The organism is Pseudomonas sp. PS01301 (assembly GCF_029960215.1).
GTDB lineage: Bacteria > Pseudomonadota > Gammaproteobacteria > Pseudomonadales > Pseudomonadaceae > Aquipseudomonas > Aquipseudomonas coleopterorum.
In genome coordinates this window covers 1-26,673 of record NZ_JASCPM010000055.1, presented here as the reverse complement: position 1 = coordinate 26,673, position 26,673 = coordinate 1, and the positions used below count along the sequence as shown (strand labels likewise).

Sequence of the window (26,673 nt, the reverse complement as noted above, 5' to 3'; positions counted from 1 at the left end):
GGCAGAGCCCGCTCCCACAGAGTTTGCACCGCCCCTTGTGGGAGCGGGCTCTGCCCGCGAAGGGGCCTTAATTGACACACCGCGCTATAGTCGACCCCCAACACCTGATTCCCGAGGACAGCCCCATGAAGTTCGAAGGCACCCCCGCCTACGTTGCCACCGACGACCTCAAGCTGGCGGTCAATGCCGCGATCACCCTGCAGCGGCCCCTGCTGGTCAAGGGCGAGCCAGGGACCGGCAAGACCATGCTGGCCGAGCAGTTGGCCGAGTCCTTCGGTGCGCGGCTGATCACTTGGCACATCAAGTCCACCACCAAGGCCCACCAGGGCCTGTACGAGTACGACGCGGTCAGCCGTCTGCGCGATTCGCAGCTGGGTGTGGACAAGGTCCACGACGTGCGCAACTACCTCAAGAAAGGCAAGCTGTGGGAGGCCTTCGAAGCTGATGAACGGGTCATCCTGCTGATCGATGAAATCGACAAGGCCGACATCGAGTTCCCCAACGACCTGCTGCAGGAACTCGACAAGATGGAGTTCTACGTCTACGAGACCGACGAAACCATCAAGGCTCGCCATCGCCCGATCATCATCATTACCTCCAACAACGAAAAAGAGCTGCCCGATGCGTTCCTGCGTCGCTGCTTCTTCCACTACATCGCCTTTCCCGACCGCGCGACCCTGCAACGCATCGTCGACGTGCACTACCCCGACATCAAGAAAACCCTGGTGGCCGAAGCCCTGGACGTCTTCTTCGATGTGCGCAAGGTGCCGGGCCTGAAAAAGAAGCCCTCCACCTCCGAGCTGGTCGACTGGCTCAAGCTGTTGATGGCCGACAACATTGGCGAAGCGGTGCTGCGCGAACGCGATCCGACCAAGGCCATTCCGCCGCTGGCCGGTGCCCTGGTCAAGAACGAACAGGACGTGCAGCTTCTCGAACGCCTGGCCTTCATGAGCCGGCGCGGCAACCGCTGATTGCCTCTTTCCGACTGCGAGGGCGTCCGCCATGCTGCTCAACCTGTTCAATGAAATGCGCGCGGCCAAGGTGCCAGTGTCGGTGCGCGAGTTGCTTGACCTGATCAACGCCCTGGAGCAACGGGTGACGTTCGCCGACATGGACGAGTTCTACTTCCTGGCGCGGGCGATCCTGGTCAAGGATGAACGCCACTTCGACAAATTCGACCGGGCCTTTTCGGCCTACTTCAATGGCCTGCAGAACCTCGATCAGCACTTGGAAGCGCTGATTCCGGAAGAATGGCTGCGCAAGGAGTTCGAGCGCTCGCTGAGCGCCGAGGAGCGCGCGCAGATCCAGTCCCTGGGCAGGCTGGACAAGCTGATCGAAGCCTTCAAGCAGCGCCTGGAGGAGCAGAAAGGCCGGCACGCCGGTGGCAGCAAGTGGATCGGCACCGGTGGCACCAGCCCGTTCGGTTCGGGTGGCTACAACCCCGAGGGCATCCGCGTGGGCGATGCCGGCGAACGCCAGGGCAAGGCCGTGAAGGTGTGGGACCAGCGCGAATACCGTAACCTGGATGACAGTGTCGAGCTGGGCACGCGCAACATCAAGGTGGCACTGCGCCGACTGCGCCAGTTCGCCCGGCAGGGTGCGGCCGACGAGCTGGACATCGATGGCACCATCGACCACACCGCACGCGATGGCGGCTTGCTCAACATTCAGCTGCGTCCCGAGCGGCGCAACAACGTCAAGCTGTTGCTGCTGTTCGACATCGGCGGTTCGATGGACGCCCATGTGAAGGTCTGCGAGGAGTTGTTCTCGGCCTGTCGCACCGAGTTCAAGCACCTGGAGTATTTCTACTTTCACAACTGCGTCTACGAAACGGTCTGGAAGGACAACCACCGACGCAACGCCGAGCGCATCAGCACCCATGACCTGCTGCACAAATACGGCCCGGACTACAAGGTGGTGTTCATCGGCGATGCGGCCATGGCGCCCTATGAGATCACTCATCCCGGTGGCAGTGTCGAGCACTGGAACGAGGAGCCGGGGTTGGTGTGGTTGCAGCGCTTCGTGCAGACCTACAGGAAACTCATCTGGATCAATCCCGATCCGCAGAACACCTGGGGTTACACGGCCTCCACCCACCTGATTCGGGAGCTGGTGGAAGAGCGCATGTACCCGCTGACCCTGAGCGGGTTGGAAGACGGGATGCGCTATCTGGCCAAGTGACGGCTGAGGCGCGCAGGGTGGCGTTCTAGCGTTCGCGACGTACCAGGGGTTCGGCCACGGGTTTGGCGCGGCGACGGCCGAACCACAGGGTCCAGCCGATGAACAGGATGATGCTTTCCACGACCCAGGCCAGCAGCAGCGCGCAGGCGATGCCCCAGGCAATCGCTTCCGGCGCCAGCAGCACCTGGTAGTTGTAGCCGTTGAGGGTTTCCTGGCGCAGTTGCGGATCGGCCTTGGCCAGTACATGCCAGGCTTTTTCATACCAGGGTCCCTGCAACGCCTGCCACTCACGCTCCAACAACTGGTTGCGGGTCAGCAACGCGCCAATGCTGGCGGCATCGCTACGGAACACTGGATCTTCGCTGGCGCGGTAATGCGCCACCAGCGCCTGCAGGTCACCATTGAAGAAACGCTGCGCGGTCTCACTGAAACCGCGCAGGCTTTGCTGCGCCTCGAGGCGATGGGCCTCGACCCGCTGGGCGTAGTCGTTGATCACGCCGGGCACTTGCACACCCACCAGCAGGCCGACGGCAAACAGCACAAGTCGCAGGTAGCTTCGCAGCATGAACATTCTCTCGGTCTAGGGTGGCATTGCCACGGTGCTTCTTGTCGGTCGTTCCAGGCAAACAGGCAGGCTAGGCGGGTTGCGCCTGTCCGGTGGCCACGCATTCACCCTGGCGCCACAGGCCCCAGTTGCCGGGCTCGTAACGGTTCCAGGTTTCGTTCTCGGTGAGGGGTTCGGTGGCGATCACCGTCACCACATCGTCAGGCGTGGTTTCGGCCTGGAAATCCACGATCACGTCCACGTCTTTGAGCCGCGCCGCGCCGAAAGGTGCCCGCCGGGTAATGTGCACCAGCTTGGTCGAACAGAAGCAGAACAGCCAGTCGCCGTCGCTGAGCAGGCAGTTGAACACGCCTTGCCCACGGTACTGCTCGCACGCCTCCACGAGGATGGGCAGCAGCCGCTCGAACTCGACCGGCTCGGGAAAGGCGTCACGCACGCGGTTGAGCAGATCGCAGAAGGCCGCTTCGCTGTCGGTGTCGCCCACCGGGCGGTAGAAATCGGCACGCGGGTCGAAACCGGCCAGTTGGCCATTGTGGGCGAAGCACCAGTTGCGCCCCCACAGCTCACGTACGAACGGGTGGGTATTGGCCAGGCAGACCTTGCCGACGTTGGCCTGGCGGATGTGGCCGATGACCACTTCGCTCTTGATCGGATAGCGTTGCACCAACTGCGCCACTTCCGATTCGCTGCTGGCGGTCGGGTCCTGGAACAGGCGCAGGCCACGGCCTTCATAGAAGGCGATGCCCCAGCCGTCGCGGTGCGGCCCGGTACGGCCGCCGCGCTGCATCAGGCCGGTGAAGCTGAAAACGATATCGGTCGGTACGTTGGCACTCATGCCCAGAAGTTCACACATGCACGGTACTCGAGACGATGGGCGTGGATTCAGATGCGCGGTTCGACACGCAGGTTTTCCCGCGGAGGCGACACATGGCGCTGTTCGCGATCGTCGACGCGCTGCGCGAGCGCTTCGCCATCGTCATCGCGTTGCGCGGCAGCGTCCGCCTGGGCCTGGGCTTGCGCCCGACGGCGCGCCTCGGCCTTGCGCAGGAACGGTAGGCGCACCAGGGCGAAGATCACGTACACGCCAAGGGCGATCACCGCCGCCATGGTCAGATCGGAGATCGCGCCCCAGGCGCTGCCGCCCATCTTGAACAGCAGTTCCAGCGTGCTGATGGCGACGGCCGGGGCCAGCAGGTCGCGGGCCGGGTCGACCACCGTGGGCGTCAGCAACAGCACCACGCCCAGCAGGCGAAGTGGCTCGCGCAGGTAGCGCCACATCCAGCGGGTGATGCGAAACCACACCAGAATGCAGCCCAAGGCGGCGAAGGCGTAGATACCCCAGGCGAGGAAATAGTCGTTCTCGGTCATGGTGTCCGTGGCATGGCAGGCAAATAGGCGCTTATGATAACGGCTTTTCGCCTGCCAGGCGCTCCTGTTGTCGTGCCCACCGGCACGTGCCGTCAACGCCTGCGCCAAGAGAGCCGCTCATGTCCCAGCCAACCGCCGCCCCTATCGCCCATGTCGCTCCCGGCGCCGATCCCTACGCCTGGCTGCAGGTACGCGACCGCGCCGACGTGCTCGACCACCTCAAGGCCGAGAATGCCTGGCAGGAAGCGCAACTCGCCGACCAGGCCGAACTGCGCGAGCAGTTGTTCGAGGAGATAAAGGGGCGCATTCGCGAAACCGACCTGTCCCTGGCCTCCCCTTGGGGCCCTTGGTTGTACTACACCCGCACCACGGCGGGTGACGAGTACCCGCGCCATTATCGCTGCGCGCGTCCGGCCGATGGCTCGAGCCAGGTCGACGAGCACTCCGAGCAATTGTTGCTGGACCCCAACGTGCTGGCAGACGGCGGCTTCCTGTCCATGGGCGCGTTCAACGTCAGCCCCGACCACCAGCGTCTGGCCTACAGCCTGGACACCAGCGGCGACGAGGTCTACCGGCTGTTCGTCAAGGAGCTGTCCACCGGCGCCGTGGTCGAGTTGCCTTTCGATGACTGCGACGGCAGCATGACCTGGGCCAACGACAGCCAGACGCTGTTCTTCGGCGAACTGGACGAGACCCACCGCCCCTATCGGCTGCACCGCCACACCTTGGGCAGCGAGGGTGCCGAGCAGGTCTTCGAGGAGCTCGACGGGCGTTTCTTCCTGCATTGCTACCGCGCCAGTTCCGAGCGCCAGTTGATCCTGCTGCTCAACAGCAAGACCACCAGCGAGGCCTGGGTGCTGGATGCCGAGCAGCCCAACAGTGACTTCGCCTGCCTGGCGCCACGGGTCGAGCACCACGAGTACTACCCCGATCACGGCCAGCTCGACGGTATCTGGACCTGGTTCATCCGCAGCAACCAGGAAGGCATCAATTTCGCCCTGTACCAGGCAGCCGACAACAGCATGGCACCGACCCGCGAGCAGTGGCAAACGCTGATCGCGCACCGCGAAGAGGTGATGCTCGAAGGCGTGACCCTCAATGCCACAGCCTTCACCTTGAGCCTGCGTGCGCGCGGCCTGCCGATCATCGAAGTGCATGCCCAGGGACAAGCGCCGTATCCGGTGCAACTGCCCGATGCCGCATACAGTCTGTACGTTTCCGACAGCCTGGAGTTCGCCAGCGAGCAGATCCGCTTGCGCTACGAGGCGCTCAATCGGCCTGGGCAGGTGCGCCAATTGAGCCTGCGCGACGGCGCTCAGGTAGTGCTCAAGCAGACCCCGGTGCTGGGCGCGTTCGATCCCGACGACTATGTCAGCCAACGGCTCTGGGCCACCGCCGCGGACGGCACCCAGGTGCCGATCAGCCTGGTGGTGAAGAAGGCCTTCGCCGGGCAGCCCACGCCGCTGTACCTGTACGGTTATGGTGCCTACGGCGAGAGCCTGGACCCGTGGTTTTCCCACGCACGGTTGAGCCTGCTGGACCGTGGCATCGCGTTCGCCATCGCCCATGTGCGCGGCGGTGGCGAGCTGGGTGAGGCGTGGTATCGCGCTGGCAAGCAGGAACACAAGGGCAACACCTTCAGCGATTTCATCGCCTGTGCCGAACACGTGATCGAGCAGGGTTTGACCCGTGCCGAGCAGTTGGTGATCAGCGGTGGCAGCGCGGGTGGGCTGTTGATCGGCGCCGTGTTGAACCAGCGGCCGGAGCTGTTCCAGGCGGCGGTGGCCGAGGTGCCGTTCGTCGATGTGCTCAACACCATGCTCGACCCCGACCTGCCGTTGACGGTGACCGAGTACGACGAGTGGGGCAACCCGCAGGAGCCCGAGGTACATGCGCGGATCAAGGCGTATGCGCCCTATGAGAACGTCACGGCCCAGGCGTATCCGCACCTGCTGGTGATCGCCGGGTACAACGACAGCCGCGTGCAGTACTGGGAGGCCGCAAAGTGGGTGGCGCGCCTGCGGGCGTGCAAGACCGACAAGAACCTGCTGCTGCTCAAGACCGAACTGGGCGCCGGGCATGGCGGCATGAGCGGTCGTTATCAGGGGCTGCGCGATGTGGCGTTAGAATATGCCTTCGTCCTCAAGGCTCTGGGGACACCCAAGCAATCCTGATGCGGTGTGCCTGAGGAAACGCGGTGACCCCGGACGCGGCTTGCGCCGCTGCTACAGGGATCGTGGTATGCCGGATGCTGCGGTTCATGCGGTGTGCGCAAACCCCTGTAGCAGCGGCGCGAGCCGCGTCGGCGGTGAATGCGGTCGGTCAGGAAAAACGCGATCAGCCGCCGGGGGATTTGGGTTTGACCGGGGTGGGCGGGGTGTCCTGGCGGACGGGTTCGGGCACGTTGTCGGCCTTGGGTGGTGCGGGCAGTGGGATGGGGGGCAGCAAGGGCGGTGAGCCGTTCATGCCCTCGCCGCCGTGGGTGGGCGGCACGGTGACCTGTGGATAGGGCGTTGGCGTGGGTGTACCCGGCGAACCCGGCGGCAGCGACGAGGCCGATACCACACCGGCACACAGGGCAACACATGCAAAGACCGATACACTGCGCAACTTCATTGAACACCCCAAGGCCAGACTGCCTGTTCCGATGACACAGGCTACTACCATGGCACCCCCTTGTCCTCCTTCCGAGATTGACCGATGAAACGTTTCGTACTGCTCGACACCACACCGATCCCCGACAACGGCGGTGCGCTCTGCCTGTTCGAGTACGGCGAAGACTTCGTCATCAAGATCCAGGGCGGTGACGGCGGCCAACTGATGAACACCCGCATGCACGGTTCCGAAGACGCCCTGGCCGAAATCCCCTGTCGCAAGGTGGCCGGGCGGCCGAACTCGCGGGTGCTGATCGGCGGGCTGGGCATGGGCTTCACGTTGGCGTCGGCACTCAAGCACCTGGGCAAGACCTCCGAGGTGGTGGTCGCCGAACTGGTCCCGGGCGTGGTCGAATGGAATCGCGGCCCACTGGGTGAGAAGGCCGGCAACCCGCTGGCCGATCCGCGCACCGTCATCCGCATGGAGGACGTGGCCAAGGTCCTGCAGGCCGAGCCGGCCGGCTTCGATGCCATCATGCTGGACGTCGATAACGGTCCCGAAGGCCTGACCCAGAAGGCCAACAGCTGGCTGTACTCGGCCGGCGGCCTCAATGCCTGCGCCAAGGCACTGCGGCCCAAGGGCGTGCTCGCCGTATGGTCCGCCAGCGCCGACCGACAGTTCAGCGACAAACTGCGCAAGGCCGGCTTCAAGGCCGAAGAAGTGCAAGTGTTCGCCCACGGCAACAAGGGCACCCGTCATACCATCTGGATCGCCCAGAAAATCTGACCCAACTGCGCCGTAGGAGCGGTCCGTGGCCGCGAAGGACGCATTGCGGTCCGCCAGACGCACCGCGGCGCCTGCTTCGCGGCCAATGACCGCTCCTACGGTGAGAGGCAAATTCCTGTTTGGCTGTGGAAATCAGCTAGGAAGTTTCACGGAAAACTTCTGAATCGGCTCACTTACCGGCTGCTCGACCGCTCCTAGAGTTGGCGGCGTTGCGATGTGCAACGACCTTTAGCCAACCTGGGAGTCCATCATGAACCTACTACCCCGCCTGCTGACCGGCGTCGCATTGCTGGCCGCCCTGCCCGCCGCCATGGCCGCGTCGACGGTCGACCTTACCGTGACTGGCACTCTGGTGCCTGCCGCATGCACCCCCACCCACACCAGCCCGACTGTCAGCTTTGGCAAGATTTCGACGGCGGACCTGATCGATGACAAGCCCTCGCGCCCGAAGCAGGACCAATACCACACACTGAATATCAACTGCGTTGGCAAGACCCTGTTCGCCATTCGAGGCATCGACAACCGAGCGGGTACGGTCGGCAACAACTGGTATGTAAGCCCTTACGGACTAGGTCTGACACCCGCTGGCGAGAAGCTGGGGGCGCATTATCTGAACCTTATACCTGGCCTCTCACAGATCGATGGCAACCCGGTGTTCATCACCGAAAGCACCAACGGCGGCACCTCCTGGGGGGCGTCCAGCAGCGGCGTCAAGGCACTCAGGTCGCATGGCCCACTGCTGGGTTTCGTTGATCAATCTGGCGTGACCACCGGGCCCGCGCTCATCGAGAACGCTTCGCTTAGTCTCAAATCCCACATCATCCTCGCACCGAAAAGCACGCTGACACTGACCGACGAAGTCGCGCTGGACGGCTCAGCCACCATCGAGGTCGTGTACCTCTAAGACACCCCCCCGCAGCGGCCCCTCGCCCCATCCGCGTGGGTGCCCTACATCGGTCGCTTACCTTTCCCACCAGCCTATAGGAAAGCGCGGCGACCGCCGCGGGTGCATCGCCTCTAGAGTACTGCGGCCACGCCGCAGCCCCGCTACAACCACAAGATCTTCCCGGCACTGCGGTGCCGAGGAAGGTGTGGTCGCACCTGACATTGACCGTATTGCCTGGAAGACCCCGATGACACGCCTGCATTCCCGCCCCACGTCCCTGGCTCTGGCTTGTGCTGGCCTGACATCCCTGCTGGCCTTGAGCCCCACGGCGCACGCCGACGGCATGATCCCGGAAACCTCGGTGGTGATCGTCCACGAAGGCGAGGCCGAAGCCGCGATCAAGGTCACCAACAGCGATCCCAGCCCGGCATTGCTGCACGTGACCCTGGAACACATCCCCGAAGATCAGACTTCGCTGCTGTTCGTCACCCCGCCCATCGCTCGGGTCGAAGCCGGCGAGTCGCAGCTGGTGCGTTTCATTCTGTCCAACACCGAGCCGCTAGGCACACAGCGCTTGAAGCGGGTGATATTCGAGGGACTCGCGCAGAACAGCCAGCCGGGCAAACCCGGTGAAGCGCGCGTGTCGGTGAACGTACGGCAGAACCTGCCGGTGATCCTGCACCCCAAGGGCCTGGCCAGAAACGCCGAGCCGTGGAAAGGCCTGCGCTGGTCGTTGCAGGGCGAACAACTGGTGGTCAGCAACCCCACGGCTTACGTGGTACGCCTGGCCCAGGAACTGTACAGCCTGCCCAGCCAGACGCCGTGGCAACTGCCACGCAGTTATGTATTGCCAGGCGAGCGCCTGACCTTGGCGGGCAACCCGCTGGCGAAAGAGGACGGGCAGGTTCGTTTCACCCCCGCCACCGTCTACGGCTTCGCCGTCGCGGCCTATGAAACCACCCTGCATCAGGACCTGCCCTGATGGCACCCATCTCCCGCTGCGCCTGGCCAGCGCTCAGCCTGGCCCTGTGCGGTGAATGGGCGATGGCGGCCGGTTTCGACAGCGAAACCTTGCGCCTGCGCGGCATCGACCCTGAACTGGCGGAGTATCTGGGACACACCGCACGCTATACCGAAGGCGTGCATGCCGTGCGGCTGACTGTGAACGGTCAGGCCAAAGGCATCGTCAATGCACGCTTCGATGCCGATGGCGCGTTGTGCATCGACCAGGCCGTGCGCGACCTGGGCGAGTTGGTGGACAGTGGCGAACAGTGCGGGGACTTCATCCAGCGGTTTCCCGAAAGCCTCGTCGAGCCGCTGCCCCAATCGGGCGAAGTGAAACTGCTGGTGCCGGCCAACGCGCTGCGCCTGCCGCCCGCAGACCTGTCGGCGTTCACCCGAGGCGGTATCGCCGGGCTGCTCAACTACGACGTGCAAGGCCTGTACAACACCTTCGACAGCCGCCGCAGCCAGTTCTACTCGGCCAACACCGAAGCCGGCATCAATGCTGGCGACTGGGTGGTGCGCAGTCGTCAGTTCTACAGTTCGGTGCAGGGCGTGGGCACCTGGCAGCACCTGGACGCCTATGCCCAGCGCACCTTCAGCGAGCGGCAGGCGATGCTGCAACTGGGTCAGATCAATCTGAGCAATCCGGTGCTGGCCGGCGCGCGAGTGACCGGCGCGCAATGGATGAGCGAACCGGCGCTGGGGGACAGCGGCAGCGGTGGTCGAGTGCAAGGTATCGCCGCCACTCAGGCGCGGGTCGATGTGCGTCAGGGCGGCGTGTTGATCTACTCCACGGTGGTCCCCGCCGGGCCTTTCGAGCTGACGCATATCCCGCAGTTGGATCGACGCCGGGATCTGGAAGTCACGGTGATCGAAGCCACGGGTGAACGGCGCACCTTTACCGTCCTGGCGGCCACCCTGGGCCTGGACCTGCCCGCGCGTGGCTTCTCCGTGGGCCTGGGGCAACTGCGCGACAGCGGCCAGGGCGCCGAGCAACCCTGGGTGCTGAGCGCCGGAGGCAGCCACCCGCTGGCCCCGGCTGCCAGTGTCAGCGTAGGCGCTTTGCTTGCCCAAGGCTACAACGCCGGCGGTGCCGGGTTGAGCCTTGAGCCTTGGCAAGGTGCTCGCCTTCAGGGGCTGACGCAGGTCGCCCGGGCCAGCGAGCCGGGCAGCTTCGGTGTGCAGAGCAGCCTCAGCCTCAATCAATCCATCAATCAGCATTGGTCGGCGCTGCTCAGCGCCGGACGCCAGACCCAAGGCTATCGAGAGCTCCTCGACAGCACCTGGAAACAGGAAGACGAACGGGACAGCCGGCTACGCGACGAGTACGCCCTGGGACTGGCCTGGACCCACCCTTGGCTGGGCAGCCTCAGCGGCACCTGGTCCACTACCACCGCCTTTGACGGTGAGCGAGCCGCGCGTGCGCAGCTCAATTGGGGACGACGGCTGGGTCCGGTTTCCCTGACGGCCACGGGGCAGTGGCAAACGGCGGGCAACGGCGTGCTCGGCAATGCCCTGTACCTGAGCGCCAGTCTGCCCTTGGGTGATGGTTTGAACTGGCGTTCCACGGCCCGCCACGACGCCCGTGGCATGCGCCTGGGCAGCGGCGTGCAAGGCCGTTTGGGCGAGCACACCCAGTACCGGGTGGCCGCCGAACGCGCCAGCCGTGATGGTGAACTGAGTTACAACGGCGGAGTGTCCCAACTGACCCGCGCCGCCCAACTGGACTTTGGTTATGCCAGTTATGGCGCTGGCAGCCAAGGCTACAGCGCGGCCGCGCGCGGAGCGCTGGTGCTCCACGATCAAGGCTTCACCTTGTCGCCGTACACCTTGCAGGACACCTTCGGTCTGCTGAGCCTGGGCGACGTCGCCGGGGTGCAGATCGACACGCCCGGCGGCACCGTGTGGACCGATCGTCAAGGCCAGGCGGTGCTGCCGCAACTGGCACCGTTTGGCCGCAGCAATGTGCAGGTGGCTACCGCTTCGTTGCCGCGCAATGTCGATGTGCAGCAGGGCGCGGCCCTGATCCAGGCCGCACGGGGAGCTGTGCCCCGGGTCAGCTTCCCCGTGACCGTGACGCGCCGCGTGCTGATGCAGGTGGCGGACCCTTCGGGACAAGGCTTGAAGGGCGGCACCGCGGTCACCGACGAGCAGGGGCAATTGGTGACCCTGGTGCAGCAGGACGGTGCGGTGTTCGTGCCCAATGTCTACGCCACCCCGCGCCTGTGGAGTCGCACCGCCGATGACCAGGTGTGCGAGCTGCATTTCTCGCTGCCAACCAGCGCCGACCCTGACGTTTATTTCGAAACGAGCACGGCGCAGTGCCGGACGCAAGAAGGAAGCCTGCAATGAAGACCCGCACGACACTCCGGGCCTTGGCCCTCCTTGCCAGCCTGGCCGTACCCTTTTCGGCCTGGGGCCAGGGCTGTGCGTTATCCCTGAGCCTGGCGGACATCGACTTCGGTCAGTTCAACCGCACCACGTTGCAGGTATCTGGCGGTGAGTTGCCGCTGCCACCGCGAAGGCTGGCGCTGAATCTGGTGTGCGAAACCGAACAGGAGCTGACCCTCACCTACCACGCCGACGCCGCCGCGGGGCAGGTGTTCGACGGGGGTGTGGCCGGCCGCTATCAGTTGCAGATCAGCCAGGCCAGAGTCGATGACCAGCCGGTGCAATGGGCTGCCGGAGGCGGTTCTTCACCCGCTCAGGTGGGCCGCCTGGAAAGACAACGCGGGGTGCAGCCGATGCGCGCCGGCACCGTGGTCCGCGGCAGGCGCCTGAGCGCGCAAGTCGAGGTTGAAGGCACCTTGGACCTGGCGGTGCTGGGCGCGACCCAGGCGCAGCAGGGCCAGGCTCAGGGCAGCTTGCAGGTGGCCGGTCAGCGGCGCGACCTGCGCCTGCGTGTGGGCTTCGCGCCAGCGGCCTGTCGGCCTACACTGAGCGCTGGCGGGCAGGTCGACTTCGGCCAGATCGGCGCGGGTGAGCTGCACCGCGACAAGCCGACCTCGTTCAGCCGGCAGACCACGCTTGAGGTGAGCTGCGATGCCGCCACGCGCTTTGCCTTGCGTGCGGTGGACAACCGCGCGGGGTCGGCGAGCGAACGCCTGGGAGTGTTGCCCTCGACGCTGTTCGGCATTGGCCGAACCAATGCCGGCCAGCCGCTCGGAGGCTTCACTGCACAGCTGGCGCCGGGCACCGGCCGCGACGGGGCACGCGCGTTGGTCTTGCTGGGGGATGCCGCGGCCCAAGTGTGGCGGTATGCGCCAGAAGGGTGGCTGCACCACGACGGCCAGCCTACAGCCTTTCAGCACGCCTACACCGAAGAGCGAACACCCGGGGCCTGGTCGGGATTGTCGATACCCGTGACCATCGACCTGCACCTGGCACCCGCGCGGGAGCTGGACCTGCGTCAGGACACCCCGATCGATGGCTCCGCCACCCTGGAGATTCTTTACCTATAGACGCCACTCGACAGACGCCACTCGGCGTCACAGGTACACCACTTCCACAGTGACATGACCGTCCAGTGGCACCGCGTCGGTGACCGTGAGGCCTTGAGCCGGGGCAATGATTCCATGGGCGCGGATGCCCAGTTGCGCCCACTCCACCGGCACCGCGCCACTGCGTACGCCCGGCCGGTCCACCAACCCCAGCAGGCCGCCATCGACGGGCAAGGACTGCGGCTGGGCCGTGGAGGTTTGCCAATGGTGACCGGTACGGTCGCCCAGGCTGAGGAAGACTTGCCCTCCATCGATGCTCGAACGCGCCGGAATGACGTCCAGGTGGTACGCCCCCACCTGTTCGCCGGCCAGGGTGTGCCCCAGACCCAGTGACGCAGCGCGGCCGGTGTCATAGGCCGAACCGGCACGGTTATCCAGCAGCCGCAGGCCATACAGAGTGGGTGTCCCGCAGGCAATGGTGAGTGTAGGAGCATGCTCGACCAGCGCGGTCGGTTGCTCGCGGTTGAGATCGGCACTGCTCACGGTGCCGAAATGCAGGCTGTCGGTACTCATGAGCGGCGTGCAGGCGCTGGGAATCAGCGTTCCGCTGACCCGTACGTCGACGGTCGAGGCGCCAGATGCGAGCGTGGTCGACAGCAAGGCGATGGAGGTGATCAGTGTGCGTGGCAAGGTGTGCATGATGAGCTGCCCCATGGTGATGAGCGAACCGGTTCGCAAGACCGGACATCCTTTCAGGATGGGGCAGAATGTCCGGCACGGCTAGAGCACATCTCCTACACGACGGACAGCCATTATCGCGACCTGCGAACCAGATACAGCGACCGGAGGTCGTGAGCATGGCAGTTCAAAGGTAGGTCAGTTCCAGGGTGGCGGAGCCGTCCATCGGCACTTCGCTGGTCAGCGTCAGGCCGCTTGTCGGCGCGATGACCAGTGACGAGCTCAACCCCACCACGGCGCTCTTGATCGGAACCGGCCCGGTAGACACGCCCGACTCAGCGGCGAACCCGGCGAGTTGGCCATTGGCGCGCAGGCTTCGCGGGTTGCCCTCGGCCGGTAGCCAGCGGCTGGCGTCGGCGCTGCCTAGGGTGACGAACACAGGCTTGCCGTCGATGCTGGAGCGGGCAGGAACGATGCGCAGGACATGGGCACCGATCTTCTCGCCGGCCGGGGTATAACCCAATCCATAGTAGGTGCCGCTGCTGCTTTGGAAGACCGAGTCGCCGCGGTTGTCGATGGCGCGGATGCCGTACAGCGTCGGCGCCTCGCAGGCTATCAGCAAGGTGGCTTCCCGAGGGCGCGCGGCCAATGAAGTCGGCTGGTCGGCACTGAGTTCATTGGCGGCGATCTTGCCATGGTCGATGCCCGGGTTGTTCAAGCTAGGTGTGCAACCGCCGGGGATGATCGAGCCCGACACCATCACCTCGACCGACGGAGCGGCCAGCGCGGATGTCAGCGCCGTGATCAACGCCACACCGACGGCCATGGGGTATACGAAGTGCATGTGCAATCCTCTGTGCTGGAGGACGCCAGTGCCCTCCAGGCTACCGCCGATTCTGACCAGCGCATCGCGCCAGACACAGGGTAGACGCGACGCCTGAGCTGTCAGTCGCAGCCAGATCCAACGTAGGAATCATCACGCGATCAATGGAGCATTGGCGAGCACGCCGCCATGGCTGCGCTTCGAGGGTGTTTTTGCTTTACCATATCGCCCCTTTACACGCCCCCTGTTCTCGGAGTTCCCATGACGGCCGTCGCCGACCTTTCACCCACGCTGCAGCTCGCCTGCGATCTGATCCGCCGCCCTTCGGTCACACCGCTGGATGCCGACTGCCAGAAGCTGATGATGCAGCGCCTGGGCCAGGCTGGGTTCAAGCTGGAGCCGATGCGTATCGAGGACGTGGACAATTTCTGGGCAACCCACGGCACTCAGGACGGCCCGGTCCTGTGCTTCGCTGGCCACACCGATGTAGTGCCGACCGGGCCGACGCAGGCCTGGCAGATCGCCCCGTTCGACGCGGTGATCGATGAGCAGGGCATGCTCCACGGCCGAGGCGCTGCGGACATGAAAGGCAGCCTGGCGGCCATGCTGGTCGCGGCGGAGCGTTTCGTCGCCGATCACCCGGATCACCGAGGTTCGGTCGCCTTCCTGATCACCAGCGACGAAGAAGGCCCGGCCCACCATGGCACCAAGGCGGTGGTCGAACGCCTCGCTGCCCGCAACGAACGTCTGGACTGGTGCATCGTTGGGGAGCCATCGAGCACCACCCTGGTTGGCGATGTGGTGAAGAACGGCCGTCGCGGTTCGCTGGGCGCCACCTTGACCGTTCGCGGCGTGCAGGGCCATGTGGCGTATCCGCACCTGGCCCGCAATCCGATTCACCTGGCCGCGCCAGCCCTGGCCGAACTGGCCGCCGAGCACTGGGACGACGGCAACGCCTTCTTCCCCCCCACCAGCTTTCAGGTGTCCAACCTCAACAGCGGCACCGGCGCCACCAACGTCATTCCGGGTGACTTGACGGCGGTGTTCAATTTCCGCTTCTCCACCGAGTCCACGGTCGAAGGCCTGCAGCAACGTGTGGCCGCGATTCTCGACAAGCACGGCCTGGACTGGCACATCGACTGGGCGCTGTCCGGCCTGCCGTTCCTGACCGAACCCGGCGCCTTGCTGGATGCGGTGGCGGCCAGCATCAAGAACGTCACCGGCCGCGAGACTAAGGCCTCGACCAGCGGCGGCACGTCCGACGGGCGCTTCATTGCCACCCTGGGGACCCAGGTGGTCGAGCTCGGCCCGGTCAATGCCACGATCCACCAGGTCAACGAACGCATCCTGGCCAGCGACCTCGATGTGCTGACCGAGATCTACTACCAGACCCTCGTCGAGTTGCTCGCCTGATGCTCACCTGCCCCCTCTGCACTGCCATGCTGGCCAACGCCGACAACGGCATGGTCTGCCCCAGCGGTCATCGCTTCGATCGCGCACGCCAGGGCTACCTGAACCTGCTGCCGGTGCAGCACAAGAACAGCCGTGATCCGGGCGACAACCAGGCCATGGTCGAGGCTCGCCGCGACTTCCTCAACGAGGGGCACTATGCGCCCGTGGCCCAGCGCCTGGCCGAACTTGCCGCCGAACGCTGGACTCGCCGCTGGTTGGACATCGGCTGCGGCGAAGGCTACTACACCGAACAGATCGCCCAGGCGCTGCCCCGCGCCGATGGCTATGCGCTGGACATCTCCCGCGAGGCGGTCAAGCGCGCCTGCAAGCGCGCGCCGTCCGTGCACTGGCTGGTCGCCAGCATGGCGCGCGTACCGCTGGCCGACGCCAGCTGCCAATTCCTGACCAGCGTGTTCAGCCCGCTGGACTGGACCGAGGCCAAGCGCCTGCTGGCCACCGGCGGCGGCCTGATGCGCGTGGGGCCCACCAGCGGCCACTTGATGGAACTGCGCGAGCAGCTCTACGACGAGGTACGCGACTACGTCGACGACAAGCACCTGTTGCAAGTGCCCGAAGGCATGCAGCACGCACACCACGAAACCCTGACCTTCAAGCTCAAGCTGATCGACGCGCAATCGCGTGCCAACCTGCTGGCGATGACGCCCCACGGCTGGCGCGCCAGCGCCGAGCGCCGTGCGGCGGTGATCGAACAGCCGCGACCGCTCGTGGTCACGGTATCCATGCGCTACGATTATTTTGTGCGTCAAGACTGAGCGAGCCTACCCATGCGCCAACCCGATATCGAGATTTACCTCAAGGACGCCGACGTCGACCACAAGGCCATCGCCGCCTGGCTCGGCGAAGCCCTGGGCCCTTGCAGCGACTGGCAGCAGAAGGGCCAGACCTGGAAATGCCGCGCGGGCAACGTGCCGGTGACCTGGCTGCCCAAGGCGGTCGGCAAGTGGAACAGCCTGTACCTGGAAAGCGACAAGACCCCCTGGGACGACGACATCGCCTGCGCCCGCGCGGCCTTCGCGGCACTCAATGTCGAGGTGCGCTGCGCGCCGGGCAGTTGGGTGGAAGAAGAAGGCGAAGAGCACGCCGACCGCTGGATTCGTATCAGCGAAGACGGTGAAGAAGAGATTACCTGGCGTACCGGCTGACACGATGTGGCTTTTTCGCGGCCCCTGACCACTCCTACGAAGCCATTCGAAATTGCTGCTGGTATGCCAAGCAAAATCTTGTAGGAGCGGCCAGTGGCCGCGAAAGGGCCAGTAGCCATACGGAGATATTCGCTCCCACCCTGCATCCCTTACGTCCACAAAACCCGGTAAAGTAGCGTTTTCCCCCAAGCCCTGGCCTATGACCCGCTCACCTCTGCACCGCCTTGTGTTCGGCACCTTGCGCCGCTTGCTGTACCTGTGGGTTCGTTCCGAAACCATCAACCAGTCGTCGTTCACCCTGAATCTGGATCGCAGCCGGCCAGTGCTGTACGCCTTGCAGTCGCCCTCGCTGACCGACCTTGCCGTGGTCGACCGCGAATGCACCAAGGCCGGCCTGCCCCGTCCGGTACTGCCCGTGGCCATCGGCGACCTCATGGAACCCACGGCGGTGTTCTATCTCACCCCGGACCCGGACTGGCTGGGTCGCCAGGACAAACGCGGCGCCCCGCCCACCCTGGCCCGGCTGGTCACGGCGCTGGCACAGAACGCCGGCGAAGATGCGCAGATCATTCCAGTCAGCGTGTTCTGGGGGCAATCGCCAGCCAGCGAGTCCAGCCCCTGGAAGCTGCTGTTCGCCGACAGCTGGGCGGTCACCGGGCGCTTGCGCAAGCTGGTCAGCATCCTGATCCTGGGGCGCAAGACCCGCGTACAGTTTTCCGAGCCGATCCATCTGGCCGAACTGGTGCAGCAGAACAAGGGTCACGAGCGGACGGTGCGCATGGCCCAGCGCATCCTGCGGGTGCACTTCCGCAACCTGAAGACCTCCGTTATCGGTCCCGACATTTCCCATCGCCGCCACCTGGTCAAAGGCCTGGTACGCGATCCCCTGGTACGCCAGGCCATCGCCGAGGAAGCCGAGCGCGAGCACATCACGCTGGAAAAGGCCGAGGCCCGCGCGCTGCACTATGGCAATGAAATCGCCTCGGACTACACCTACACGGCTATCCGTTTTCTGGAAGTGGTCCTGAGCTGGTTCTGGAACAAGATCTACGACGGCATCAAGGTCAACAACATCGATGGCGTGAAGGACGTGGCCCGCGGCAACGAGGTCATCTATGTCCCCTGCCACCGCAGCCACATCGACTACCTGCTGCTGTCCTACCTGCTGTTCAAGAATGGCCTGACCCCGCCCCACATCGCTGCCGGCATCAACCTCAACATGCCGGTGATCGGCAGCCTGCTGCGCCGTGGCGGCGCGTTTTTCATGCGCCGTACCTTCAAGGGCAACCCGCTGTACAGCGCGGTGTTCAACGAATACCTGCACACCCTGTTCACCAAGGGTTTCCCGGTGGAGTATTTCGTCGAGGGCGGCCGCTCGCGCACCGGGCGCATGCTGCAGCCCAAGACCGGCATGCTCGCCATCACCCTGCGCAGCTACTTGCGCTCCTCGCGCATGCCGATCGTTTTCGTGCCGGTCTACATCGGCTACGAGCGGGTGCTGGAAGGCCGCACCTATCTGGGCGAGCTGCGTGGAGCGACCAAGAAGAAAGAGTCCATTCTGGACGTGTTCAAGGTCATCGGCGCGCTCAAGCAGCGTTTTGGCCAGGTGGCGGTCAACTTTGGCGAGCCGATCAAGCTCCAGGCCTTTCTCGACGAGCAACAGCCTGGGTGGCGCGAGCAGGAATTGGCACCGCAGTTCAAGCCCGACTGGCTGAACGAGACCACGCACCGCCTGGGCATCCGTGTAGCGCGTCACATGAACGAGGCCGCGGCGATCAACCCGGTGAACCTGGTGGCGCTGGCACTGCTCTCGACCAGCAAACTGGCGCTGGACGAAGGCGCCATGGAACGGGTGCTCGACCTGTACCTGACGCTACTGCGCAAAGTGCCCTACTCGCCTCACACCACCGTGCCCGAAGGCGACGCCCGCAGCCTGATCGCCCATGTCCAGGACATGAAGCTGCTGTCCGAACAGCGCGATGCCTTGGGCAGGATCCTGTACCTGGACGAACAGCACGCAGTGCTGATGACCTATTACCGCAACAACGTGCTGCATATCTTCGCCCTGCCCGCGCTGCTGGCCAGCTTCTTCCAGAGCACTTCGCGCATGACCCGCGAACAGATCCTGCGTTACGCCCATGCGCTGTACCCCTATCTGCAGGCCGAACTGTTCATCCGCTGGAACGACGAGCAACTCGACGAGGTGATCGACCAATGGCTGCAGGCGTTGGTCGAGCAAGGCTTGCTGCGCCTGGAGAACGGCGTGTACCTGCGCCCCGCGCCCAGCTCGCGGCAGTTCGTGCTGCTGACCCTGTTGTCGCGCGCCATCGCCCAGACGTTGCAACGCTTCTACATGGCGATCGCCCTGTTGCTCAACGCCGGCCAGAACACCCTCAGCGCCGAGGAGCTGGAAGACCTGTGCACGACCATGGCCCAGCGCCTGTCGATCCTGCATGGCCTGAACGCGCCGGAGTTTTTCGACAAGAGTCTGTTTCGCCACTTCATCCAGACCTTGCTCGATCAGGATGTGTTGCGCCGTGATGCCCAAGGCAAGTTGAGCCACCACCCGCTGCTCGACGAATTGGCCGAGGGGGCCGCCAAACGGGTGCTGCCGGCGGAGATTCGCTTGTCGATCCGTCAAGTCGCGCTGCACCGCAGCGAGGAAGCCGCCGACGGGCTGTGACCGTCGGCGGGCCGCTGTACATCATTCCAGTCTCACTAAACGAGTCGACGTGAACGAGGCCTGTTGATCCCTAGCCCGGACGACGAAGGCGCGTACCTCGACCGGTTGCCGGTAGTTGACCAGACTGGCAGGAATCACCACCCGAACGGGTTGGGAGGGGTCGGATACAACCTGCTCGACACGCCATGCCACGATGCTCAGTGCTGTTTCGGGAGAGGTATCGGCAAACCAGATGACCCTGTCACTAATCCCGAGACTCCACGGTTTCGACAGCGTGATCAATGCCTGGCCTCTGACCCACCACACGGCAGATTCCACGTGAGTAAGTGGCATCACATCTACTGATTCTACCGTGGGCTGAACATCGAAACGGCTCACCGGGCCGTCCAGGACTCGACCCAGTGCAAGAACGGTATAACTGGCGACGACTTGGCCTCCCAGGTGGGCGATCACGTCTTGAGGCGGTATTTGAACGGTCAGACCGTTCGCCTGATGCTCATAGGTCCAAGGAATGGAAGTGACCCGATGTCCTTTCCCTGCACTGCCGCCCCAATAAAACGTGACCACGTCGCCGGGGTTGAGCCCGGGTGCTGGCGCAAGAAAAACCGAAACCCCGACCGTCGCCGCCTCCACGGTGATGAGGGGAAAGTCACCGCTGTTGTACTCGGCCTCCAGAACTTGAAGTGGCGGTCTCTTGACTACGAAATCGAGTACGGTGTATTCCGATCTCATGTCTGAACCGTCTTGCACGACGTAGTACAGCGAGACCACCTGATTGAGCAGCCGACTGGCCATCTCTCCCGGCACTTTCCAGGTCACCATGGCGTCGTCGGTGGTCAGTGCTCCCACGCCCTGGGTTGCCGCGGTGTAACCCTTCAGCAGTAAGGACAGATAGCTACCATTTGGCAAGTGTGCAGGCCGGGGAGCCCATACAGTAAGGCCGGCAGAGATGGCCTCCTCGCTAACCCCACCCTCGATGGCTTCCAGCACGGTGGGTGCCTCAAGCGACCCAGGCTCCACCAAGGCCGGAGGTTGATCGGGCAATGATCCACGCAGAGGCGAATTCATTCTTATGACCGTCACCTGGTCAACTTCAGCAGCCCAGACCGCATCCGCACCCGCGGTTATCCACGTTGTAGTGAACACCGAGTTTCCGGAGAATTTGGGCAAAAAGGCTGAACTCCATTTGGTAGGCCCATCGAGAGATCGGGTCTCCAGCAGGTAGTCTCTTCTAGGTGAGCCCAGTTCTTCCCAGAGAAAGAGTGTTTGGTCGGCACCCGCCTGCTGCCCTACGGATTGAGGTACTGTAAACAGCACTCTGGTTTCTTCGCTCAACTCGCTGAAAAGACGAGGGCCGGTAAAAACTGCATCGGCAACAACGAGGGCACCACTATCGCGTTCTACGAAAAACGTACCGAGCGGCCCCTGTGTAGTGCCGTCTGCCGCTACAACTCTGTAAAAAACGGTAATCGTACTGTTGCCGCTCGGTTGCAGAAACTTCGCAGGCACGGGTACGCTGATGGCCTGACCAACAGCGCTCTGCTCAACCGTCACTCGGAAGACATGGCTGCCTTCCGACTGCTGCCCGAGCAGATAAATCATGACGTCGTCGCCGTACTTCATGCCGTCATAAGGAGGAATGAGCAATACGCTGCCACGGGCCGCAACCTGTGCGTCTATGACGCTATTTATAGCACCCTCCATACGGGCCATATGATTGGAAAGTGCCAATTCGAAAAATGTGGTTATCCATATCAACGGGAACCCTATACCGAGTTCGAACACGTACAAGTCGGCCGCCATGACCTGCCCTGCAAAAGGCGCTAGTTGCTCAGGAGCAATGAACAATTTTTCGCCTTCATAAATACCGTCGACAAACTCAGTGGAAAATTGCCACTGTTCACTATCAAAGCTCAGGGCCAATATAACTATCCCCTCTTTTGGCAGGAAGGGATGACCGGTCAGCGGAGGAACAATGATCGAGATTCCGCGCTTGAGATGATCAGCGGTGACCTCCCCATAGCGAAAATTGAACGTTTGACCGTGATGGGCGCCTTCTACATCCAGAAGCACTTCCTCGACAACCGATGGCTTGTGTGTTGCCGTTGCCTTGGGGCGTTCGGGAAGGCTGTGAACATTGAGCAATTTAGTGAGCGCATTCATATACCTGTCCTCGACCATTTAAGACAGCGAAGTAACCAAAGAGAAAGATTTTGATTTCATGATTTCTTAAACCAACATAGCAGCCAACCTGAACAACTGCCAAAACATCCCTGATAAAAACAAAAGTATTCATTAAGCCATTATGTGAAAAATCGTATTCACTTCAGCGCAGTCCTACACGAGGACTTGACACATCATGGCGCACCTTATTCTTGACCCTGTACAATGATGACTTAAAGGTGGCTCTGGTTACCTTGTAAGTCAGCGTGACGCGACTGGTCGGGGATGTACGTTGTAGACATACCTATATATGAAAGAGGAAAGAAACTCATGAAACGCCTTTCACTGATCGTACTCAGTGCCCTCATCGGCGCCTGCAGCAGCCTGCAGCCTGCCAGCAAAGCCACCCTGGAAGGGGAAGCGTTCTATCTGCAGCGCATCGCCTTGCCACCTTCGGCGGTCTTGACCGTGAGCCTGCAGGACGTGTCTCTTGCGGACGCACCTGCCGTGGCCCTGGCCCGGCAAAGCGGCCCGATCACCGGCCAGGTGCCACTGCCGTTCAAGCTGGAATACGACCCGGCTCAAGTCAAACCGGGTCATCGTTATGCCGTGAGTGCCCGCGTCGAAGCCGATGGGCACCTGTTGTTCATCAGCACCCAGCACCACGGTGTGACGCTGGATGGCAAGGATGAACAGCCGCTGCGCATCCGCATGGACGCCGCTGAGCGGTAACCGAGACAGCGGCGGTGGTCAGAATCGATAGACGCTGCTCAGCACCGCCGCGCGACCGTCGCCGTACTCCACGGCCGAAGAGCGGGTGTCGCTGCCGATGACCGTACGCACCCGCTCGACATAATGCTTGTCGGTCAGGTTGCTCAGGTTCAGCTGCAGTTCGAGGTTGTCCGAGGCCTGGTAACCCAGCATGGCATCGTGCACCCAGTAGGCCTCGAGCTTGGCTTGATCCTGGGATGTCAGGTTGCGCTTGCCGACATGGCGCACACCGTAGGCCAGGGTGATGTCGCCGGGAAGCTGATAGGCAGTCCACAGGTTGAAGGAACGCGGGGCGGTATTGCTCAGCGCCTGCCCTACACGCTTGGGCGAAGCTACCGACTTGAGCGTCTCGCTGTTCTGCAAGGTGTAGTTGGCAAACACGTGCCACTGCTCGGTCAGCTTACCGGTGGCAGCCAGCTCCACACCTTGCACCCGCTGCTTGCCCGCCAGCAGGTTGGTGCCGTCGCTCAGGCGCTCGCGAACGTTGTCCTTGACCACGCGGAACAATGCGCCTTCGAGTTGCAGACGCTGATCGAACAATTGCCACTTGGTCCCTAGTTCCAAGGTTTTGCCCTTTTCAGGTTCCAGGCTATGGGTGCTTTCGGATAACCCGCCGCCGGAGGTGAGCAGGTTTTCGGCCGAGGGGTTGAACGAGGTGCCGTAGGCCACATAGAAGCGGCCGTTCTCGGTGGGCTTGTAGACCAGGCCGGCGCGTTGACTGAAGACGCCATCGGTAGAACCGGCCTGTGCACGAACGCCGCTAGAGGAGCGGGTATTGGCCTCTGCGCGCATGTGGTCGTAACGCAGGCCCAGGCTGAGGTCCCACTGCTCGTTCAGGGCCAGGGTGTCGAACACGTACAGTGCCCGATCCTCCATGATGTTATGCGCCACACTGGTGGGCGACTTGACCTTCGGTCCGCTCCAATAGCCCGGTGGGTTGGCCAGTTCGTAGCCGTTCGCCGGGTAGAAAGACTCCACGGCATAACCCGAGGCCTTGCGGTCGTAGGTTTCGCGCGACAGCTCGGCACCGACCACCAGGGTATGGCCCAGGCCGAAGGTATCGAAGTGCCCGGTGAGGCTGGTCTGGTTCATGGCCAGACGGGTGTGCACATCGCGCCGGTAGGCTTGCGGCCCCGCCGGCAGGTAGCGGCCTGCTGGGAGCTTGGCGAGCTTGACGTGGGAAGCGGATACGGTGGTATCGCGGTCGACCTGGCTAAGTCGCGTCAGGTTCTGCACGGTCCAGTCCGGGTTGATGTCGTGCTCGTACTTGACCGTCAGGCTGTCGGTGTCGGCACGTTCCTGGTCCAGGTTACGCCAGCCGTAATAGTGGCTGGTCTTGACCCCGGACGGACGCTTGCCATCGCGGGCAGGCACGCCGTAGTCGGGCAGGTTGTCATCGCTCTGGTGGAAATAGCTGAGGGTCAGGCGTGTATCGCTGCCGTGCCCGAACGTCAGCGAAGGCGCCAGGCCCCAGCGTTGCTGTTCGATACGGTCGCGGCCCGGCACCTGGTTCTCGTGGGCCATGAGGTTCAGGCGAAACAGGGTACCGTCGCCGAGGTCGTGCAGTTGCTGGTTGGTATCGAGGGTCAGGCGGCGATAGCGATCGGTGCCGACACCTGCGCCCAGTTCGGTGAAGCTGTCGGCGAGCGGCAGCTTGGTGATCAGGTTGATGGCGCCACCGGTAGTGCCGGCGCCGCCGAACACCGAGCTGGGCCCCTTGATGACCTCGACCTGTTCCAGGTTGAACAGGTCGCTGCGGCTGGTCTGGGCAGAATCGCGCAGGCCGTCGATCTGCAGATTGGCGTTGGCGCTGAAGCCTCGAATATTGATGCTGTCGCCCGAGCCCCCGCCGCCCTCGCCTGCGTTGAAGGAAATCCCGGAGATGTTGGACAGCGCCCGGCGCAGGCCCAGGGCGTTCTGTTCGCGCAGAATCTGACGCGGGACCACGGTCACCGTTTGCGGCACGTCGAGCAACGGCACGGCGTACTTGGCCGAGGCCGAACGCTGGACCTGGTAGGGCGGCGCAGCCTGCTTGCCCGTCACGCTCAGCTTGTCCAGCTCCATCACTTCATGCCCCTCATGGGCATTGGCACCGGCGGCGCAACCGATCAACGCCAAGCCCAGCGCCGAACGGCGGGGCAACGTGCAAACTCCTGTAGAACGGTACATGTATACAGCCTCATTACAAATGAGACTTGATTCTATTTGAGCGTGCCGGGCTAAAACCGGCACGGAAAAAATCAGGACCGTTCCTACGCAGCCATGGTACGGAAGCTCGCCGATGCCTACAGCACAAGGCTAATTCTCATGCTGGCTTGAGCGCTTTCTTCGGGTAGATATCGTAGCGACTGGACTTGCCTTCCAGGGCATGACTGGGTTTGCTGCCCTCGATGCACGGTGCCTTGCGCGGTCGCTTGACCACCACTCGGTGGGTGGCCAGCGCCATGGCGGCGGCCAGCAGAGCCGGTGCATCCATGTCATCGCCCACCAGCGGACGGAACAGGCGCATTTCCTTCTTTACCAGCGCGCTTTTTTCCCGATGGGGAAACATCGGATCCAGGTAGATCACCTGGGGGGCATCACCCTGCCACTGCTGCATGACCTCGATCGAGTTACCCTTGAGCAGCCGCATCCGTGCGACGATGGCCCCCACCTCCGGGTCATTCTGGGCGCGTTCCAAACCGTCCTCGAGCAACGCGGCGATGATCGGCTGGCGCTCCACCAGGCTCATGTCGCAGCCCAGGCTGGCCAGCACGAAGGCATCCTTGCCCAGGCCCGCCGTGGCATCCAGTACCCGCGGCCGCACACCGGGCTGCACGCCCACGGCCTTGGCAATCATCTGGCCACTGCCGCCGCCGTACAGTCGCCGATGGGCCACGGCGCCTTCGACGAAATCGACCCGCACGGGGCCTGGTGCATCCGCGCCCAGTTGCTGCAATTGCAGGCCGCTTTCGCCGACCTCCAGGGTGAAATCGGCGTCGGCCAACTGGCGAGGCAGCTCCAGGCGTTTTGCCCACCGTTCGGCTTGCGATTCGCAGGCCTCGTTCTGCGCCTGAACCTGGATGCGACCACCTGCTTGCTGCTCCACTGAAGATTCCTGTATCGAAAGGCTAAAAGATCGGCGTATGCCGCCGATAAGAACTTTGCCAGGCATTTTGCCAGAGCCCAAGCGTGCCGAGTGCCATGTCCGTCATCAATTCCACAGCGCCAGGTTACATTTCGCCCACCGGCGACTTCAGCCAGCACAACATCCAGACCCTGGGTGCTGCGAGCGCGCTGTGGCAGGACTTCTTCGCCCAGGCATTGACCGAGCATGGCGAAGGGCAACCGCAGGGACAAGCGTCTGCAGCCAGCGCAAGCGAATCGGCGAACGAACCCAGCGCCGGGAGCGAGATTCTGGCGCACATTCTCATGCAACGCTTGTGCGATGTCCGCGAGACCGAAGTCAAACCGCCCGAGCCGCTGTTCCTGCCCAAGGCCGAGCTGGACCTGACCCTGCTGGACAAGGCCGCTGAGCCATTGCCCGAAGAAGACGTGCTGGCGCAGCAGGCTCACCTGGCGTTCGACAGCCGTTGGGTTCGGCCGCTGGTGCTGAGCCTTGGGACCGAGGCATCCAACCCAGGCCCGGCACCAGCCCCACGTGCGCTGCACCTGCCGATCGCCGAACTGGATTGGCAATTGGCCCAGACGTCGGAGCCGCTTGCGCAGGCGACCCTCGACGAGCAATGCCATGCATTGGCGCTGGACCTGAGCTGGATGCGCCCGGTTGTGCTGAACAATACCCGTCAAGCGGTTTGACCGACGCCGGGTTCATCCAGTTACACCGCATGCACCGCCGACGCGGCTCGCGCCGCTGCTACAGAAGTACTGTTGTGTTGAACAACACGCGTCGAGCGGTTTGATCGACGCCGGGTTCCTCCAGTTACACCGCATGCACCGCCGACGCGGCTCGCGCCGCTGCTACAGAAGCACGGTTGTGCTGAACAACACGCTTCAAGCGGTTTGACCGACGCCGGGTTCATCCAGTTACACCGCATGCACCGCCGACGCGGCTCGCGCCGCTGCTACAGAAGCACCAAAATTGCCGCCCCGCGGTACCCACCCCCTGTAGCAG

Annotated in this window: 23 protein-coding genes; 14 read left to right on the top strand and 9 right to left on the bottom strand. The window is 63.6% G+C overall.

Annotation, left to right across the window (positions count from 1 at the left end):
* Positions 1-125 precede the first annotated feature (125 nt).
* Together QMX89_RS20480 and QMX89_RS20475 are read left to right on the top strand one after the other, a co-directional pair.
* A complete protein-coding gene (locus QMX89_RS20480) occupies positions 126-971 on the top strand; it encodes a MoxR family ATPase (RefSeq protein ID WP_043193133.1) in 846 nt (281 codons plus the stop codon).
* Between the two features lie 31 nt (positions 972-1,002).
* A complete protein-coding gene (locus QMX89_RS20475) occupies positions 1,003-2,181 on the top strand; it encodes a VWA domain-containing protein (RefSeq protein ID WP_282349646.1) in 1,179 nt (392 codons plus the stop codon).
* Positions 2,182-2,206: 25 nt separating this feature from the next.
* On the opposite strand, the gene QMX89_RS20470 is transcribed toward QMX89_RS20475, so the two are convergent.
* The 3 genes from QMX89_RS20470 to QMX89_RS20460 form a co-directional block, all read right to left on the bottom strand.
* Positions 2,207-2,746, bottom strand: a complete 540-nt coding sequence (locus QMX89_RS20470; RefSeq protein ID WP_049862508.1) for a DUF2937 family protein — start codon at positions 2,744-2,746, stop codon at positions 2,207-2,209.
* Between the two features lie 70 nt (positions 2,747-2,816).
* Positions 2,817-3,599: a class II glutamine amidotransferase gene (locus tag QMX89_RS20465; RefSeq protein ID WP_282349645.1), complete on the bottom strand. Its 783-nt coding sequence runs from the start codon at positions 3,597-3,599 to the stop codon at positions 2,817-2,819.
* A 29-nt stretch (positions 3,600-3,628) separates the two neighbouring features.
* Positions 3,629-4,114 (bottom strand): MFS transporter, encoded by a 486-nt coding sequence (locus QMX89_RS20460; protein ID WP_282349643.1) that lies wholly within the window; start codon positions 4,112-4,114, stop codon positions 3,629-3,631.
* 119 nt (positions 4,115-4,233) lie between these two features.
* On the opposite strand from QMX89_RS20460, the gene QMX89_RS20455 reads away from it, so the two are divergent.
* On the top strand, positions 4,234-6,288 hold the full coding sequence (locus QMX89_RS20455; RefSeq protein ID WP_282349641.1) for a S9 family peptidase: 2,055 nt from the start codon (positions 4,234-4,236) through the stop codon (positions 6,286-6,288).
* A 163-nt stretch (positions 6,289-6,451) separates the two neighbouring features.
* Here QMX89_RS20455 and QMX89_RS20450 read toward each other — a convergent pair whose 3' ends face one another.
* Positions 6,452-6,730 (bottom strand): hypothetical protein, encoded by a 279-nt coding sequence (locus QMX89_RS20450; RefSeq protein WP_282349640.1) that lies wholly within the window; start codon positions 6,728-6,730, stop codon positions 6,452-6,454.
* 84 nt (positions 6,731-6,814) lie between these two features.
* Here QMX89_RS20450 and QMX89_RS20445 point away from each other — a divergent pair, with 84 nt between their 5' ends.
* From QMX89_RS20445 to QMX89_RS20425, 5 genes are all read left to right on the top strand, one after another.
* Positions 6,815-7,495, top strand: a complete 681-nt coding sequence (locus QMX89_RS20445) for a hypothetical protein (RefSeq protein WP_282349639.1) — start codon at positions 6,815-6,817, stop codon at positions 7,493-7,495.
* A gap of 250 nt (positions 7,496-7,745) precedes the next feature.
* Positions 7,746-8,399 carry a DUF1120 domain-containing protein gene (locus tag QMX89_RS20440; RefSeq protein WP_282349638.1) on the top strand — a complete coding sequence of 218 codons (654 nt, stop codon included), beginning with the start codon at positions 7,746-7,748 and terminating at the stop codon, positions 8,397-8,399.
* 229 nt (positions 8,400-8,628) lie between these two features.
* Positions 8,629-9,363, top strand: coding sequence for a fimbria/pilus chaperone family protein (locus QMX89_RS20435; protein WP_282349637.1), 735 nt, complete (start codon positions 8,629-8,631; stop codon positions 9,361-9,363).
* A complete protein-coding gene (locus QMX89_RS20430) occupies positions 9,363-11,738 on the top strand; it encodes a fimbria/pilus outer membrane usher protein (RefSeq protein WP_282349636.1) in 2,376 nt (791 codons plus the stop codon). Before QMX89_RS20435 ends, QMX89_RS20430 begins: the two co-directional genes overlap by 1 nt.
* Complete coding sequence (locus tag QMX89_RS20425) at positions 11,735-12,847, top strand: DUF1120 domain-containing protein (RefSeq protein WP_282349635.1); 1,113 nt, start codon at positions 11,735-11,737, stop codon at positions 12,845-12,847. Before QMX89_RS20430 ends, QMX89_RS20425 begins: the two co-directional genes overlap by 4 nt.
* A 27-nt stretch (positions 12,848-12,874) precedes the next feature.
* Here QMX89_RS20425 and QMX89_RS20420 read toward each other — a convergent pair whose 3' ends face one another.
* Entirely contained in the window at positions 12,875-13,564 is a 690-nt protein-coding gene (locus QMX89_RS20420) for a DUF1120 domain-containing protein (RefSeq protein ID WP_282349634.1), read from the bottom strand.
* 127 nt (positions 13,565-13,691) lie between these two features.
* A complete protein-coding gene (locus QMX89_RS20415) occupies positions 13,692-14,348 on the bottom strand; it encodes a DUF1120 domain-containing protein (RefSeq protein WP_282349633.1) in 657 nt (218 codons plus the stop codon).
* Between the two features lie 240 nt (positions 14,349-14,588).
* On the opposite strand from QMX89_RS20415, the gene dapE reads away from it, so the two are divergent.
* The 4 genes from dapE (at position 14,589) to plsB (ending at position 19,625) form a co-directional block, all read left to right on the top strand.
* A complete protein-coding gene (dapE, locus tag QMX89_RS20410; RefSeq protein WP_282349631.1) occupies positions 14,589-15,740 on the top strand; it encodes a succinyl-diaminopimelate desuccinylase in 1,152 nt (383 codons plus the stop codon).
* Positions 15,740-16,552 (top strand): putative RNA methyltransferase, encoded by an 813-nt coding sequence (locus tag QMX89_RS20405; protein WP_282349630.1) that lies wholly within the window; start codon positions 15,740-15,742, stop codon positions 16,550-16,552. The genes dapE and QMX89_RS20405 overlap by 1 nt, the downstream gene beginning before the upstream one ends.
* Before the next feature lie 12 nt (positions 16,553-16,564).
* Positions 16,565-16,942, top strand: a complete 378-nt coding sequence (locus QMX89_RS20400; protein ID WP_282349628.1) for a hypothetical protein — start codon at positions 16,565-16,567, stop codon at positions 16,940-16,942.
* Between the two features lie 199 nt (positions 16,943-17,141).
* Positions 17,142-19,625 (top strand): glycerol-3-phosphate 1-O-acyltransferase PlsB, encoded by a 2,484-nt coding sequence (plsB, locus tag QMX89_RS20395; RefSeq protein ID WP_282349627.1) that lies wholly within the window; start codon positions 17,142-17,144, stop codon positions 19,623-19,625.
* Positions 19,626-19,646: 21 nt separating this feature from the next.
* Here the strand turns inward: plsB and QMX89_RS20390 are convergent, their stop codons facing one another.
* The gene (locus QMX89_RS20390) at positions 19,647-21,788 is read right to left on the bottom strand and encodes a hypothetical protein (protein WP_282349626.1); all 2,142 of its coding nucleotides are present in this window, start codon (positions 21,786-21,788) and stop codon (positions 19,647-19,649) included.
* A 330-nt stretch (positions 21,789-22,118) separates the two neighbouring features.
* On the opposite strand from QMX89_RS20390, the gene QMX89_RS20385 reads away from it, so the two are divergent.
* On the top strand, positions 22,119-22,520 hold the full coding sequence (locus QMX89_RS20385; protein ID WP_282349624.1) for a YbaY family lipoprotein: 402 nt from the start codon (positions 22,119-22,121) through the stop codon (positions 22,518-22,520).
* An 18-nt stretch (positions 22,521-22,538) separates the two neighbouring features.
* On the opposite strand, the gene QMX89_RS20380 is transcribed toward QMX89_RS20385, so the two are convergent.
* A complete protein-coding gene (locus QMX89_RS20380) occupies positions 22,539-24,728 on the bottom strand; it encodes a TonB-dependent siderophore receptor (RefSeq protein ID WP_282349623.1) in 2,190 nt (729 codons plus the stop codon).
* A gap of 136 nt (positions 24,729-24,864) precedes the next feature.
* Entirely contained in the window at positions 24,865-25,647 is a 783-nt protein-coding gene (locus tag QMX89_RS20375; protein WP_282349622.1) for a class I SAM-dependent methyltransferase, read from the bottom strand.
* 95 nt (positions 25,648-25,742) lie between these two features.
* On the opposite strand from QMX89_RS20375, the gene QMX89_RS20370 reads away from it, so the two are divergent.
* On the top strand, positions 25,743-26,357 hold the full coding sequence (locus QMX89_RS20370) for an energy transducer TonB (RefSeq protein ID WP_282349621.1): 615 nt from the start codon (positions 25,743-25,745) through the stop codon (positions 26,355-26,357).
* Positions 26,358-26,673 lie beyond the last annotated feature (316 nt).

What these genes read in the sequence shown, in the direction of transcription:
- QMX89_RS20445 (WP_282349639.1), top strand. Translation starts at nt 6,815, where the DNA reads ATGAAACGTTTCGTACTGCTCGACACCACACCGATCCCCGACAACGGC.
- QMX89_RS20380 (WP_282349623.1), bottom strand. Translation starts at nt 24,728, where the DNA reads ATGTACCGTTCTACAGGAGTTTGCACGTTGCCCCGCCGTTCGGCGCTG.
- QMX89_RS20475 (WP_282349646.1), top strand. Translation starts at nt 1,003, where the DNA reads ATGCTGCTCAACCTGTTCAATGAAATGCGCGCGGCCAAGGTGCCAGTG.
- QMX89_RS20440 (WP_282349638.1), top strand. Translation starts at nt 7,746, where the DNA reads ATGAACCTACTACCCCGCCTGCTGACCGGCGTCGCATTGCTGGCCGCC.
- QMX89_RS20390 (WP_282349626.1), bottom strand. Translation starts at nt 21,788, where the DNA reads ATGAATGCGCTCACTAAATTGCTCAATGTTCACAGCCTTCCCGAACGC.
- QMX89_RS20465 (WP_282349645.1), bottom strand. Translation starts at nt 3,599, where the DNA reads ATGTGTGAACTTCTGGGCATGAGTGCCAACGTACCGACCGATATCGTT.
- QMX89_RS20425 (WP_282349635.1), top strand. Translation starts at nt 11,735, where the DNA reads ATGAAGACCCGCACGACACTCCGGGCCTTGGCCCTCCTTGCCAGCCTG.
- QMX89_RS20450 (WP_282349640.1), bottom strand. Translation starts at nt 6,730, where the DNA reads ATGAAGTTGCGCAGTGTATCGGTCTTTGCATGTGTTGCCCTGTGTGCC.
- QMX89_RS20400 (WP_282349628.1), top strand. Translation starts at nt 16,565, where the DNA reads ATGCGCCAACCCGATATCGAGATTTACCTCAAGGACGCCGACGTCGAC.
- QMX89_RS20415 (WP_282349633.1), bottom strand. Translation starts at nt 14,348, where the DNA reads ATGCACTTCGTATACCCCATGGCCGTCGGTGTGGCGTTGATCACGGCG.
- QMX89_RS20480 (WP_043193133.1), top strand. Translation starts at nt 126, where the DNA reads ATGAAGTTCGAAGGCACCCCCGCCTACGTTGCCACCGACGACCTCAAG.
- QMX89_RS20460 (WP_282349643.1), bottom strand. Translation starts at nt 4,114, where the DNA reads ATGACCGAGAACGACTATTTCCTCGCCTGGGGTATCTACGCCTTCGCC.
- QMX89_RS20385 (WP_282349624.1), top strand. Translation starts at nt 22,119, where the DNA reads ATGAAACGCCTTTCACTGATCGTACTCAGTGCCCTCATCGGCGCCTGC.
- dapE (WP_282349631.1), top strand. Translation starts at nt 14,589, where the DNA reads ATGACGGCCGTCGCCGACCTTTCACCCACGCTGCAGCTCGCCTGCGAT.
- QMX89_RS20455 (WP_282349641.1), top strand. Translation starts at nt 4,234, where the DNA reads ATGTCCCAGCCAACCGCCGCCCCTATCGCCCATGTCGCTCCCGGCGCC.
- QMX89_RS20430 (WP_282349636.1), top strand. Translation starts at nt 9,363, where the DNA reads ATGGCACCCATCTCCCGCTGCGCCTGGCCAGCGCTCAGCCTGGCCCTG.
- QMX89_RS20470 (WP_049862508.1), bottom strand. Translation starts at nt 2,746, where the DNA reads ATGCTGCGAAGCTACCTGCGACTTGTGCTGTTTGCCGTCGGCCTGCTG.
- QMX89_RS20370 (WP_282349621.1), top strand. Translation starts at nt 25,743, where the DNA reads ATGTCCGTCATCAATTCCACAGCGCCAGGTTACATTTCGCCCACCGGC.
- QMX89_RS20405 (WP_282349630.1), top strand. Translation starts at nt 15,740, where the DNA reads ATGCTCACCTGCCCCCTCTGCACTGCCATGCTGGCCAACGCCGACAAC.
- QMX89_RS20435 (WP_282349637.1), top strand. Translation starts at nt 8,629, where the DNA reads ATGACACGCCTGCATTCCCGCCCCACGTCCCTGGCTCTGGCTTGTGCT.
- plsB (WP_282349627.1), top strand. Translation starts at nt 17,142, where the DNA reads ATGACCCGCTCACCTCTGCACCGCCTTGTGTTCGGCACCTTGCGCCGC.